Here is a 12,655-nt window from a genome sequence, read left to right on the forward strand (position 1 = left end):
TTGCTTGAAAGCGGGTGGGGTCCTTGAAAAACAGCAGGTTACCTAGCCCGCTCGGCAGCGTCGAGCGCTCAGGCAGCGGGCGAGCGGGCATGGCCAACGCGTGGCTTGAGTGTTTGCCCGCGCTCATCGACAATCGAGCGCAGGCTTTTCGTCGTCCAGGATGTGGGTTGCCAATAGATGAGACCGGTTCGCACAGTCGTCTCCGAAGATTTCTTTCGCCGCTTCAAGACCATCTTCGCCCCGCACCTGGCCACCCTCGGCATCGACCTGCCGCTGCTGGAGCGCGCCGATATCGAAATCCCCGGCGAGCAGTACATCGCTTTGTGGGAGGCGGCGGGCAGCGCCAACCCGTCGGTCGGCCTGGAGCTGGGCAGCCAGACCGAGGCCGGCGACTTCGGCGCCCTGGGCCATGCCATGCACTGCGCGCCGAGCGTGGAGCAGATGCTGCTGACCTTGCATACCTACATCGTGGTCTTCGCCCAGGAGTCGAGGGTCGACTACAGCCACGCCGGGCGCTTGCTGCGCATCACCTACCAGGTCACCGACAACACCGTGCTCAGCCGCCGCCAGGATGCCGAGTTCGCCATCGCCGCGATCCTGCGCCAGCTGCAACTGATCACCGCCAGCCCGGTGCGGCCGCTGCGGGTGGATTTCGAGCATGCCCGCCCGGCGGACGTGGCGGTGCACAAGCAGCTGTTCCAGTGCCCGGTTCACTTCAACCAGCCCGGCAACAGCCTGAGCTTGCCTGCCGAGGTGCTCGAGCTGCCGGTGCGCCAAGGCAACGAGCGGCTGTTCAAGGCCCTGGCGCCTTACCTGGAGCGCGAGCGCGAACAGCGCAGCGTCAGTGACGAGCTGCTGCCCCAGGTCACGCGCATGATCGCCCTGGGCATGGCCAGTGGCGTGCCATCGCTGGACGAGGTCAGTGCACGCATGGGCCTGAGCCGACGTACCTTGCAGCGTCGGCTCAAGGAGCAGGAAATCGAGTTCTCGGTGCTGGTGGAGGAGGTGCGCCGCGACCTGGCGGTGGGCTACCTGAACCACTCCGACTTCTCGATGACGCAAATCTCGCTGTTGCTCGGCTATGCCGAGTCCGGCTCGTTCACCCGTGCGTTCCGGCGCTGGACCGGGCAGTCGCCGCAGCAGTTTCGCCAGGCCGGGCGCGGGCCTGGCACCGGGTGCTGAAAATCTGGCACCGGCGGTCAATCCAGCCTTAGCCCCCCTCGATACCCTGAACGAGGCGCCAGTGCCCGCGCGCGCGTGGCCGCTGGCTTCCCTCATCTCAGGAGAGCAACGATGAGCACTGCGCATCCTCCCCTGTGGTACCCACCCTACGGCAAGACCTTCGAGCGCTTGATCTGCCTGATGCTCGGTCGCTGACCCCTGGAGCCCGGTATGCACGACAACAACAATGAACCCCGTTCCTTCTGGCAACACGATTACGGCACCTACCTGGCCAATAGCCGCCTGGCCGAGGACCTCAAGGTCGACCTGGCGGTGATTGGTGGTGGCTTCACCGGCTTGAACACGGCCTGGCAGTTCAAGCGCGACAACCCTGGCGCCCGGGTGCTGGTGCTGGAGGCGGCGCTGATCGGCTTCGGCGCCAGTGGGCGCAATGCCGGTTTCAGCACCAAGCTGTTCGGCCTGGAGCCGGAGCTGGTGGTGCTGCGCTGGGGCAAGCAACGGATGATCGAGGCCCACCGTTACCTGGAACGGGCGGTGGCCTACACCCGCGAGGTCATCGAGGCCCACGCTATCGACTCCGACTACCGCCATGCCGGGCTGGTACGGGTGAGTTATTCGCCCCGGCAACTGGCGCGCCTGGGCAAGAACCTGGAACTGTACGAGTCGCTGGGCCTGGCCGGTGACATGCGCTGGCAAAGCGCGGCGCAATTGCGTGAACGCCATGATTCGCCGCGCCTGCTGGGCGGGATTCATGAAAGCGAGACGGGCTACCTCGATCCGTGCAAACAGGTGCGCGGGCTCAAGGGCCTGGCCGCGTCGGTGGGGGTGCGCATCCATGAAGCAACGCCGGTGCTGGATATCGACCGCAGCGGCGCGTCCATCGTGCTGCGCACCCCCAACGCCCGGGTGAACGCCGACAAGCTGGTGATCGCCACCAATGCCTATGCGCGGCAGCTCCCCGGCACACGCACCTTGCAACAACGCCAGTTTCCGCTGTGGACCTACCAGGTGATCACCGAACCGTTGGGCGAGGCGCTGTGGCGCAGCATCGGCTGGGATGGGCGCGAGGCGTTTGGCGACAACCGGCAGATGCTGCATTACTTCCGCCCGACTGTGGATGGCCGCATCGTCATGGGCGGCGGCGATGTGCTGGCCTACACCGCCAGCGCCATGGCCGAGCAACCGTCGCCGGCCAGCTGGGCGCATTGCGAGGCGCACCTGAAGTGGATCTACCCGCAACTGCGCGACGTGCGCATCGCCTACCGCTGGGGCGGGCCGGTGTCGGTGAACGCCGACATGGTGCCGGAGATCAGTTTCATCGACGACGAGCGGATGATCTATGCCGGCGGTTGCTTTGGCCATGGCGTGGCGCTGAGCCATCTCAATGGGCGCACCATTGCCGACCTGCTGCAGGGGCGCCAGAGCGAGCTGAGTGATTTCTGGATCGTCAATCGCAAGGCCATCGCGATGCCGGGCACCACGTTGTCGTGCTGGGCCGGGCGCACCGCACGCCAGGCGCTGAAGGCGTGGGATTGGTGGGAGGAGCGGGGCTTGAAGGCTTGATGGGCACCACCTCGCCCTCAAGCCATGCGCTCCTCCTGTGGGAGCGGGATTACCCGCGAAGCAAGCGGCGCGGTGACTGGCACCGGCTGTGCCGGTGTTCGCGGCTGAAGCCGCTCCCACAGCGACCGCGCTAGCTTTAGCAGTTGAGCAAGACAGTTGCTCCCACAGGGATCGCGTTGAACTGCGCGATTCATTCTTCCTGTGGGTACGCCGGCATTCTCTGGCACCGAATGACAAACCCCCTGGCGCACCCGGCCAAGCCTTCGGCCAGGGGCTTGGAATACTGTCTGTCTCGCAGAGCCGGAAACGCATTTGGGCTGTCCCTCGGCGGCCCCTTTTTCTGCTCCTGTCTGCAACGAACTGCCTTTCGATAACCACAAGAACCACGCAAGGAAAAGTTCATGAAACATCGCCCCCTGTCCCTGTTGGGCGGCGCGCTGCTGGCGCTGCTCGGTACCACCACCTCATTCACCGCCCTCGCTGAACTCACCCCGACCGGCGCCGAAAAAAACGGCAACGCCGATGGCAGCATCCCCGCCTGGACCGGCGGCCTGACCCAGGCCCCGGCCGGCTGGTCGCCGGGCCACGGCGACCCCTATGCCGGCGACAAGCGCCTGTACAGCATCGATGCCAGCAACGTCGCCCAGTACCAGGAGCAACTGCCGCAAGGCCAGGTGGCGCTGATCAAGGCCTACCCGGGCTATCGCCTGGACGTCTACCCGACCCACCGCAGCTGCGCGATCCCGGCCGAGGTGGCCAAGCGCACCCAGGACTTCGCCGGCCAGGCACGCATCGGCGCCGATGGCTGGCGCCTGGAGCAGGCCGCCGGGGCCGCGGTGCCGTTCCCGCAACCGAAAAACGGCATCGAGGTGCTGTGGAACTACAAGCTGCGCTACATGGCCAAGGGCCGCAAGGCGCAGATCTCGTTCCTGCGTCGCGAGCCCGGTGGTGGGCTCACCGAGATCCGTCAGTGGGCCAGCGAGTACTACCCCTACAACGATCCGGCGGTGAAGGCGCCCGAGGACACCGGCGACATCGAAGCCAAGCTGCTCTACGACATCCAGTCGCCGTCCTCGCGCGCCGGCGAGATGTACCTGGTGCACGCGCGCCTGGACCAGCCGCAGAACGCCTGGATCTACTTCCCCGGCCAGCGCCGCGTGCGCCAGGCGCCGACCTTCGCCTACGACAACCCGATCGCCGGCTCCGACAACCTGTATTTCGTCGATCAGATCAACATGTTCACCGGTGCCCTGGACCGCTACGACTTCAAGTTGGTCGGCAAGCGCGAGATGGTGGTGCCGTACAACTCCTACCGCCTGGTGGACAAGGCCAATAGCTACGACAAGCTGATCGGCGAGCAGTACCTCGACCGTGATGCGCAGCGCTACGAGAAGCACCGGGTGTGGGTGGTCGAGGCCACGGTCAAGGCCGACAAGCGCCATTCGTTCGCCAAGCGCGTGTTCTATTTCGACGAGGACAGCTGGAGCCTGCTGCACGTGGACATGTTCGATGCCAAGGGCAACCTGTGGCGGGTGCAGGAGGGCAGCCTGTGGGCCGACCCCGAGATCCAGGCCTGCACCAGCTTCGAATACCTCAGCTACGACCTGATCGCCCGGCGCTACATTGCCGACGGCTTCACCCAGCAGGGCGCGGCCCTGGACCTCACCGCCGGCCTGCAGGGCCGGGTCAGCGACAAACTGTTCAACGCGGGCGAACTGCGCCGTCGCGGCGAGCGCTGATCTTCGGGAGACCACAGCATGAACAACCTCCCTTCGCGGGCATGGGCGAAGGCTGCCCCGTGCCCGGCGCTGGCCCTGGTGGCCGTCGGCCTGCTTGGCGCACAGCCTTGCCTGGCGTTCACCTTCGGTAGCGAGGACGGGCTCTCGGGCAGTTTCGACTCGACCTTGTCCTACGGTTTCGCCAGTCGCCTGGAATCATCCGACTGCCACTTGTTGGGGAGCAACAGTGGCGGTTGCAATACCGGTACTGGCAATGAGCTGGGCCGCTACTACAACCTCGAGCGTGGCAACGGCTACGCCAACGCCGACATCAACTACGCCAATGCCGACGACGGCAACCTGAACTACCACAAGCACGATGTGTTCTCCCAGGTCATCAAGGGCACCCATGAGTTGAGCCTGCGCTTTGGCGAGGGCTGGAGCGCATTGGGCCGGGTCGCCTGGGCTCGCGACACGAAGATGGACGATACCCGTCGTACCGACCTGCGGGGCCCGGCCCGGCGTGATGCCACCCAGCGTTTCGACCTGCTCGATCTGTGGCTGGCGAAAAGCTTCGATCTCGGCGAGATGCCGGCCAAGGTCAAGGTCGGCAACCAGGTGATCAGCTGGGGCGCGGAGCTGTTCATCAGCGGCGGCATCAACCAGATCAACGCCCTGAGCCTGCCCAAGTACCACACTCCGGGCACCCAGCTCAAAGAGGTGTTCATCCCGGCGCCCATGGCTTCGTTCAGCCTGGGCCTGAGCGACACCCTGAGCCTGGAGGGCTACTACCAGTTCAAATGGAATGCCTACGACCTGGACCCGGTGGGCAGCTATTTCTCCAGCGTCGATATCGCCGGGGAAGGGCGCCGGGCGATCTACTACCCGACGCACTACATCGAGGGCTTGCAACCGGGCATTTGCGCCGGCACCCCGACTGGACGCTGCGGCGATCCGGCCAGCAGCGGCCTGAGCCATGAGCAGATTGTCGCCAGCGGCTTGGCGGTGCCCTACGGCGGCGAGCGCAAGGCCAGCAACGGCGGCCAGTATGGCGTCGCGCTGCGCTGGATGGCCGAGTCGATCGGCACCGAGTTCGGCCTGTTCTACCAGCGCTATCACGACAAGCTGCCCTTCGTCGGCTACACGGCGCGGAGCAACCCGGATGCCCTGGTGGTGGACGACTATTTCATCAACTACGGCGAGGACAAGGACCTGTTCGGCCTGTCCGTGAGCACCCTGGTCGGGCCGGTGGCGGTCGCCGGCGAGCTGTCGTTGCGGCCCAGGGACAGCGTGGCCATCGACCCCACCGTGCCCTTCGGCCAGGCCTTCAGTGGCGGTTACAACCGCTACAGCGTGTTCGACACCGGTGAGCACAAGGGCTTCGTCGAGACGCGCAAGTGGCAGGCCGACATCAATGCCACCTACACCTTCTCGGGCAACGACCCGCTGGGTTTCATTCCCCGCGCCCTGGGCGCCTCCGATGGGTTCCTGCTGGCCGAGGTGGCGCTGGTGCGCTATCCGGGCCTGGACCTGTCCGGCGAGGTGCCCTACGTGCTGCCGGACTACTCGCTGCCCGACCGCACCTCGTGGGGCTACGTCACCGAGTTCGGGGTCAATTACCCGAACCTGTTCGGCAGCGGCGTCACCGTCACCCCGCAGCTGGACTTCAGCCATGACGTCAAGGGCACCACGCCCAACGCCATGCCCTTCGTCGAGGGACGCAAGTCGCTCACCGCGTCCTTGCTGTTCAACCACCGCGATCGCTGGAAAGGCGGCCTGCAGTGGGTGCGCTATTGGGGCGGGGGCGACAACAACCTGATGGCCGACCGCGACTTCGTCAGTGCCAACCTTTCCTACTCCTTCTGATCCGGCCGCCACGCGCTGGCAAGGCGCGTGGCGGGGAGGCTATCCATGCTGGCTTATCTGGTCTCGGCGCTCGAGCGCCTGGTCTTTCGCCATCGCCTGGCGACCCTCGGCCTGCTGGCCGTGGTCACCCTGGTGATGGGCCTGTTCGCCGCGCGTCTGGAAATGTCGGCGGGCTTCGACAAACAACTGCCGCAGCAGCACCCCTATATCAAGACCTTCAACCAGTACCGCGAGGTGCTGTTCGGCGCCAACCGGGTCATCGTGGTGCTGCGCGCGCGCCATGGCGATATCTGGAACACGACGGCGCTGTCCCGTCTGCACGACCTGACCCAGACGCTGTTCTTCCTGCCGGGCATCGACCGGCGCAGCGTGACTTCGCTGTGGACACCGAACACCCGCGCGGTGCAGATCACCGAAGAGGGCATGAAGGCCGAGGATGTGGTCGGCGGCGACGTTACCGTCGGCAACCTCGATGCCCGGGCCATCGCCGGCATCCGCGAGCGCACCCTGGCCGGTGGCTTCGTCGGCAGCCTGGTGGCCAACGACCAGCGCGGAGCGATGGTGGTGGCGGAGCTGGCCGACCCCGACCCGGTGACGGGCAAGCGCCTCGATTACCTGGCCTTCAGCCGCCAGCTGGAGGAACAGGTGCGGGCGCAGTACGCCGACGCCGACTTCGACGTGCAGATCATCGGCTTCGCCAAGCAGATGGGCGATATCGGCGCCGGCGCGCGCAGCGTGGTCGAGTTCTTTGCCCTGGCCTTCGTGCTCACGGCGTTGGCGGTTTACTGGTACACCCGTTCCTGGCGTTTGACGGTACTGCCGCTGGCGTGCTCGCTGGTGTCGGTGGTGTGGCAGTTCGGCACCCTGACGTTGCTGGGCTTCGGCCTCGACCCGCTGGCGATCCTGGTGCCGTTCCTGGTGTTCGCCATCGGCGTGTCCCACGGCGTGCAGCAAGTCAACTTCATTGCCAAGGAAGTCTGCGCCGGCGCCGATGGCATGAGCGCCGCCCGGCGCAGTTTCGTCGGCCTGATGATTCCCGGCACCCTGGCCTTGATCACGGCCTTCGTCGGGTTCGCGACCCTGGTGCTGGTGCCGATCCCGATGATCCGCGAGCTGGCCATTACCGCCTCGGTGGGGGTGGCCTACAAGATCGTCACCAACCTGGTGATGCTGCCGGTGCTGGCCAGCTATTGCCGTTTCGACGGCCGCTACGTGGCCAAGGTCGAGCGCCTGCGGGCACGCCGCGAAGGGCTGATGACCGGCCTTGGGCGTATCGTCGAACCGCGCAACGCGGTGTGGGTGACGCTGCTGGGCGCGGGGTTGATGCTGCTGGCGGTATGGCAGAGCCAGGGCCGGCATGTCGGCCATGTGCTGCCGGGCGCGCCCGAGCTGCATGCCGATTCGCGCTACAACCAGGACGTGGAACAGGTGGTCAGCCATTTCGCCCTCGGCCTGGACCTGTTCACCGTGGCCGTGCAGACCCCGGCGGGTGGCTGCTACCGGCACGACGTGATGGCCTATGTCGACCGTCTGACCTGGTACCTGGGTACCTTGCCCGGGGTGCTGTCGGCGCAAGCGCTGCCGGCCATGGCCAAGCTGGCGGCCTCGGGGGTGAACGAAGGCAACCCGAAATGGGCGGCGCTGCCGGTCGATGAACTGTCCCTGGGCGAGACCGTGCGCCAGGTGCCCGAGGCCCTGCGCCTGTTCGATGCCGAGTGCACCGTGCTGCCGGTCAACCTGTACCTGGCCGACCACAAGGCCAGCACCCTCAAGCAGATAACCGCGGCTGTCGAGCACTACCGCGAACGCCACGTGCTGGCTGGAGTGAAGGTGCGCCTGGCCAGCGGCAACGCCGGGGTACAGGCCGCCACCAACGCGGTGGTGGAGGGTTCCGAGCTGCCGATGATGCTCTACGTGTACCTGACCATCGTGCTGCTGGTGGGGCTGGTGTACCGCGACTGGCGGGCCATGCTCGCCTGCTGCCTGCCGCTGACCCTGGCGACCTTCCTCGGCTACTGGTTCATGAAGGCGCTGGACATCGGCCTGACCGTGGCGACCCTGCCGGTGATGGTGCTGGCCGTGGGCGTCGGGGTGGATTACGCCTTCTACATCTACAACCGCCTGCAAGTGCACCTGGCCGCTGGGCGCGACATCGTCAGCGCCTTCCAGCAGGCCCTGCGCGAAGTGGGCGTGGCCACGGTGTTCACCGCGTTGACGCTGTCGGTGGGGGTGGCCACCTGGTCGTTCTCGGCGTTGAAGTTCCAGGCCGACATGGGCCTGCTGCTGACCTTCATGTTCATGGCCAACATGCTGATGGCCGTGACCCTGCTGCCGGCCCTGGCGGTGGTTCTGGAAATGCTGGTTCCGCGGCGGGGGCCGGTTCGCGCGCCCCTGGCCGCTCATTGAGAAGGGCTTACTGATGAAGAGGCTTGGAATCTTGCCCCTGGTCATGGGGTTGATGGCGGCGGGGCAGGCCTGGAGCGCGCCGGCGATCGCCCTGGGCGATGTGCGCCAGGCAGCGCTGGTGGCGGTGGCCCGGGCCGGGGACGGGCTGGTCGCGGTGGGCGATCACGGCGTGGTGGCGCTGTCCAGCGATGGCCAGCACTGGCGCCAGGCGCGCAGCGTGCCGGTGGACGGGCTGCTGACCGCGGTCAGCTTCATCGATGCGCGCCAGGGCTGGGCGGTAGGCCATGGCGGGGTGCTGTTGCACAGCGTCGACGGCGGCCAGCAGTGGACCCAGCAGGCGTCCCTGGACGGCAAGCCAGTGCTGCTGTCCGTGCTGTTCACCGATGCCTGCCATGGCCTGGTCGTCGGTGCCTATGGCTATGCCGCGCGCACCAACGACGGTGGCGCCACCTGGCAGGCGTTGCGGGTGGGCGGGGAGGGCGATGACTTCCACCTGAATCAGGTGTTCAGGGCCGCCGATGGCAGCCTGTATATCGCTGGTGAAGCCGGGCACGCCTATCGCTCCAGCGATCAGGGCGCCTCCTGGCAGCCCCTGGACACCGGCGTCAGCGGCTCGCTGTGGACCGGCATCGGCTTGCGCGATGGCCGCGTGCTGCTGGCCGGGATGAGCGGCCGGGTGGTGCTGGGCGACGCGCGCGGCGAGCATTGGCGCCTGCTCGACAGCGGCAGCCGCGAGGCGATCAGTGCCGTGGCCGAGCTGGACGATGGCCGCGTGGTGCTGGTGGGCAACGCCGGGCTGCTGGCGCTTGCCGACCCGGCGCTGACGCACTTCACCGTCAGCCAGCGCGAGGACCGCTTGAACATCGCCGCGCTGGCCACGCAATCCGGGCGTTTGCAGTTGTTCGGCGGCGCCGGGGTGATCGACAGCCTGGCGCCGGATGCCAAGGCCACTGTCACCTCCCGCCAAGCCGCCGAAAATGCCCGTCGATAGACTCGAGCCCAGGCCCATCGCCTGTTGCGGAGCCCCCATGTACAAGCATTCCTTGCGTCATCTGTTGTCTGTCCTGGCGCTGCTGGCCGCCGCCGCGCCGGCCCTTGCCGGCTTCGTGCCGGAGCAGGCGCGGGTCGAGGTCCTGGCTGACCATCGCGACCAGCACTGGTTCTGGATCTGGGGCAGCAACGCCCCGAATATGGTCGATGGCCGTGCCTACCTGTTCGACGACCAGGGCCGCAACCTTGGCCAACTGAGCACCGGTATCTGGTCCAACGGCCTGCAGCTGGCACGCAGTCGCGACGAGCTGTATGCCACCGAGATCTATTTCAGCCGTGGCGTGCGCGGCCAGCGCAGCGATGTGGTCACCGTCTACGACGCCAGGACCCTGAGCCCCAAGCGCGAGATCCCGATTCCGGCCAAGCGCATGACCGCGCTGATCTCCACGGGCTTGAGCGTGCTGTCCGACGACGAGCGCTTCCTGTTGGTGCTCAACTTCACCCCGGCGCAGTCGATCTCGGTGGTGGACCTGGCGCACGAGCGCTTCGTCACCGAGGTGCCGATCCCCGGCTGTGCGTCGATCTATCCGGCCGGTCCGCGCGACTTCTATGCCATCTGTGGCAATGGCGGGTTCTTCCACCTGCGCCTGGATGAGCAGGGGCAGGTGGCGTTGCAGGAGCGCACCGCGCCGGCGTTCGATCCGCTGCAGGACCTGCTGCTGACCACCGGCGTGCGCGATGGCCAGACCTGGTACTTCGTCTCCCAGCACAACCAGGCGTATGCCCTGGGCATGACCGCCGACGGCGTGCGCGCGCAGCAGCGCTGGTCGTTGCTGAGCGATGCCGAGCGTGCCGATGGCTGGGGTATCGCGGGTAACCACGGCGTGGCCTTGCACCAACGCAGTGGGCGCCTGTTCGTGTTGATGCACAAGGATGCGCCGGAGAACTACCAGAAGCCCGGCACCGAGGTCTGGGTGTTCGATGTGGCCACGCACAAACGCTTGGCACGCTTGGCGCTCAAGGAACAGAGCACGGCCATCGGCGTCAGCCAGGGAGCACAACCACGGCTGTACAGCCTGGATTGGGTCGTGCCGATGCCGAGCCTGTTCACCCTGTGGATCTACCTCACCCAGGGCGAGGCCGGGCTGACGCCATTGCTGCGCCAGGGCGTGAACCTGTACGACGCCGACAGCGGCGAGCACCTGCGCAGCGTCGGCGACATCCCCCTGGGCTTTCTCAATGTGGTGATGCCATGGTGATCCTCGATCTGCTGCGCGACCCCCTGGTGCATGTCGCCAGTGCCGGGGGGCTGGCCTTGCTGCTGGGGGCTGCGGCGCTGCACAAGCTGCACGATCAGCGGGCGTTCGCCGAGGTGTTGCGGCGTTATGCGCAGGTGCTGGGACGCTGGTGCGCGGCAGCGCTGTGGCTGCAGCTGCTGCCGGTGCTGGAGGTGCTCGCCGCCGTCGGCGTGCTGCTGAGCCTGTGCTGGCCGCTGGCGGCGCTGCCTGCGCTGGCGTTGCTGGTGCTGTATGCCGGCGTTCTGGCCGCGGCGGTGAGCGACGGGGCAGCCGTCGAGGACTGCGGTTGCCATTTCGGCGCTCGCCGCCAGCCGCCGTCCCAAGCGCTGGTCTGGCGCAACCTGTTGCTGGCGCTGGCCGCCGGCAACCTGCTGGCCACGGTGGGCGAACGCCCGCTGACCTGGCTCGACGGTTTCACCCTGGTGTTCGCCTTCATCAGCGTCGCCGCCCTGTACCTGCTGGCCAACCAGCTGATCGCCAACCGTGCAACCCCGAGGCAACGGCCATGACCTACGCACTGATCATTTCCAGCCTGCTGTCCTGGGCGATCATCCTGATGCTGACCCTTGCCGTGTGGGCCCTGGCGCGCCAGGTCGGGCTGCTGCACGAACGCATCCAGCCGGTGGGGGCGTTGTCCCTGGGCAAGGCGATCAAGGCCGGAGACACCGCGCCCGTGTTCACCTTGGCCAGCCTGACCGGAGGCTCGGTCAGCCTGGGTGGCACCGACCAGCAAGGGCAGGGCACCTTGCTGTTCTTCCTTTCCGAGACATGCCCGGTATGCAAGACGCTGCTGCCGGTGCTCGATGCGCTGCGCCGCCAGGAGCGTCTGAGGGTGGTGCTGGCCAGCGATGGCGAAGCGGATGAGCACCTGGCCTTCATCGCCGCCCACGGCTTGCAGGCATTCCCCTACCTGCTGTCCCGAGAAGTGGGCCTGGCCTACCAGATCAGCAAGCTGCCCTACGGCGTGCTGATCGACGAGCACGGCACGGTCGCCAGCCACGGCTTGGTCAACACCCGCGAGCACCTGGAGAGCCTGCTGGAAGCTCGGCGCCTGGGGCATGCCACCGTCCAGGCCTACAACGCCGCGCAACAGGGGCTGCAGTCATGACGATCCGCTGGTTCGACGAAGCCACCCAACTGCTGACCCGCCGCGTCGCCCGCGGCACCTCGCGCCGGGGTTTCCTCGGCGGCCTGGGCACCTTGCTGGTCGGCGCCGGGGCGACCACCCTGCTGCCGGTGTTTCGCGGCGACGCCTTCGCCCAGTCCAGTGCCGCGCTACAGGAATCGGGTGACCCGAACAGCTGCGAGTACTGGCGCCACTGCGCCATCGACGGCTTCCTTTGTGGTTGCTGCGGCGGGACCTCCAGCAGTTGTCCGCCGGGCACCGTGCGTTCGGACATCACCTGGATCGGCACCTGCCGCAACCCCACCGACGGCAAGGACTACGTGATCTCGTACAACGACTGCTGTGGCAAGAGCAACTGTGGCCGCTGCGTGTGCCAGCGCGACCAGGGCGATACGCCGTTGTACCGCCCGCAAAGCTCCAACGACCTCAACTGGTGCTCCGGCAGCCAGGCCGACATGCCCTACCACTGCTCGCTGTCGGTGGTGATCGGGGTCAAGGAGTAGGGC

The 12,655-nt window shown here is 66.9% G+C and carries 10 protein-coding genes; all 10 read left to right on the top strand.

The window, feature by feature from the left end:
- Positions 1 to 177 precede the first annotated feature (177 nt).
- The 10 genes from qhpR (at position 178) to HU772_RS09670 (ending at position 12,652) form a co-directional block, all read left to right on the top strand.
- Positions 178 to 1,182 carry an AraC-like transcriptional regulator QhpR gene (qhpR, locus tag HU772_RS09625; RefSeq protein ID WP_186660986.1) on the top strand — a complete coding sequence of 335 codons (1,005 nt, stop codon included), beginning with the start codon at positions 178 to 180 and terminating at the stop codon, positions 1,180 to 1,182.
- Positions 1,183 to 1,392: 210 nt separating this feature from the next.
- Positions 1,393 to 2,745 carry an NAD(P)/FAD-dependent oxidoreductase gene (locus HU772_RS09630; RefSeq protein WP_186660984.1) on the top strand — a complete coding sequence of 451 codons (1,353 nt, stop codon included), beginning with the start codon at positions 1,393 to 1,395 and terminating at the stop codon, positions 2,743 to 2,745.
- 401 nt (positions 2,746 to 3,146) lie between these two features.
- A complete protein-coding gene (locus HU772_RS09635) occupies positions 3,147 to 4,484 on the top strand; it encodes a DUF1329 domain-containing protein (RefSeq protein ID WP_186660983.1) in 1,338 nt (445 codons plus the stop codon).
- A gap of 18 nt (positions 4,485 to 4,502) precedes the next feature.
- Entirely contained in the window at positions 4,503 to 6,329 is a 1,827-nt protein-coding gene (locus HU772_RS09640; RefSeq protein ID WP_186660981.1) for a DUF1302 domain-containing protein, read from the top strand.
- Positions 6,330 to 6,374: 45 nt separating this feature from the next.
- Complete coding sequence (locus HU772_RS09645; RefSeq protein ID WP_186660979.1) at positions 6,375 to 8,735, top strand: efflux RND transporter permease subunit; 2,361 nt, start codon at positions 6,375 to 6,377, stop codon at positions 8,733 to 8,735.
- Positions 8,736 to 8,748: 13 nt separating this feature from the next.
- Positions 8,749 to 9,726 carry a WD40/YVTN/BNR-like repeat-containing protein gene (locus HU772_RS09650; protein ID WP_186660978.1) on the top strand — a complete coding sequence of 326 codons (978 nt, stop codon included), beginning with the start codon at positions 8,749 to 8,751 and terminating at the stop codon, positions 9,724 to 9,726.
- A 37-nt stretch (positions 9,727 to 9,763) separates the two neighbouring features.
- Entirely contained in the window at positions 9,764 to 10,984 is a 1,221-nt protein-coding gene (locus HU772_RS09655) for an amine dehydrogenase large subunit (protein ID WP_186660977.1), read from the top strand.
- Positions 10,978 to 11,532, top strand: coding sequence for a MauE/DoxX family redox-associated membrane protein (locus HU772_RS09660; protein WP_186660976.1), 555 nt, complete (start codon positions 10,978 to 10,980; stop codon positions 11,530 to 11,532). The genes HU772_RS09655 and HU772_RS09660 overlap by 7 nt, the downstream gene beginning before the upstream one ends.
- Positions 11,529 to 12,131, top strand: coding sequence for a methylamine dehydrogenase accessory protein MauD (gene mauD, locus HU772_RS09665; protein ID WP_186660975.1), 603 nt, complete (start codon positions 11,529 to 11,531; stop codon positions 12,129 to 12,131). The genes HU772_RS09660 and mauD overlap by 4 nt, the downstream gene beginning before the upstream one ends.
- The gene (locus HU772_RS09670) at positions 12,128 to 12,652 is read left to right on the top strand and encodes a methylamine dehydrogenase light chain (protein WP_186660974.1); all 525 of its coding nucleotides are present in this window, start codon (positions 12,128 to 12,130) and stop codon (positions 12,650 to 12,652) included. Before mauD ends, HU772_RS09670 begins: the two co-directional genes overlap by 4 nt.
- Positions 12,653 to 12,655 lie beyond the last annotated feature (3 nt).

The organism is Pseudomonas xantholysinigenes (assembly GCF_014268885.2).
GTDB classification, from domain to species: Bacteria; Pseudomonadota; Gammaproteobacteria; order Pseudomonadales; family Pseudomonadaceae; genus Aquipseudomonas; species Aquipseudomonas xantholysinigenes.

Bases quoted from the DNA above. Each gene is read 5' to 3' on its own strand.
- HU772_RS09645 (WP_186660979.1), top strand. From the start codon at position 6,375: ATGCTGGCTTATCTGGTCTCGGCGCTCGAGCGCCTGGTCTTTCGCCAT.
- HU772_RS09660 (WP_186660976.1), top strand. From the start codon at position 10,978: ATGGTGATCCTCGATCTGCTGCGCGACCCCCTGGTGCATGTCGCCAGT.
- HU772_RS09640 (WP_186660981.1), top strand. From the start codon at position 4,503: ATGAACAACCTCCCTTCGCGGGCATGGGCGAAGGCTGCCCCGTGCCCG.
- HU772_RS09630 (WP_186660984.1), top strand. From the start codon at position 1,393: ATGCACGACAACAACAATGAACCCCGTTCCTTCTGGCAACACGATTAC.
- HU772_RS09655 (WP_186660977.1), top strand. From the start codon at position 9,764: ATGTACAAGCATTCCTTGCGTCATCTGTTGTCTGTCCTGGCGCTGCTG.
- mauD (WP_186660975.1), top strand. From the start codon at position 11,529: ATGACCTACGCACTGATCATTTCCAGCCTGCTGTCCTGGGCGATCATC.
- qhpR (WP_186660986.1), top strand. From the start codon at position 178: ATGAGACCGGTTCGCACAGTCGTCTCCGAAGATTTCTTTCGCCGCTTC.
- HU772_RS09635 (WP_186660983.1), top strand. From the start codon at position 3,147: ATGAAACATCGCCCCCTGTCCCTGTTGGGCGGCGCGCTGCTGGCGCTG.
- HU772_RS09650 (WP_186660978.1), top strand. From the start codon at position 8,749: ATGAAGAGGCTTGGAATCTTGCCCCTGGTCATGGGGTTGATGGCGGCG.
- HU772_RS09670 (WP_186660974.1), top strand. From the start codon at position 12,128: ATGACGATCCGCTGGTTCGACGAAGCCACCCAACTGCTGACCCGCCGC.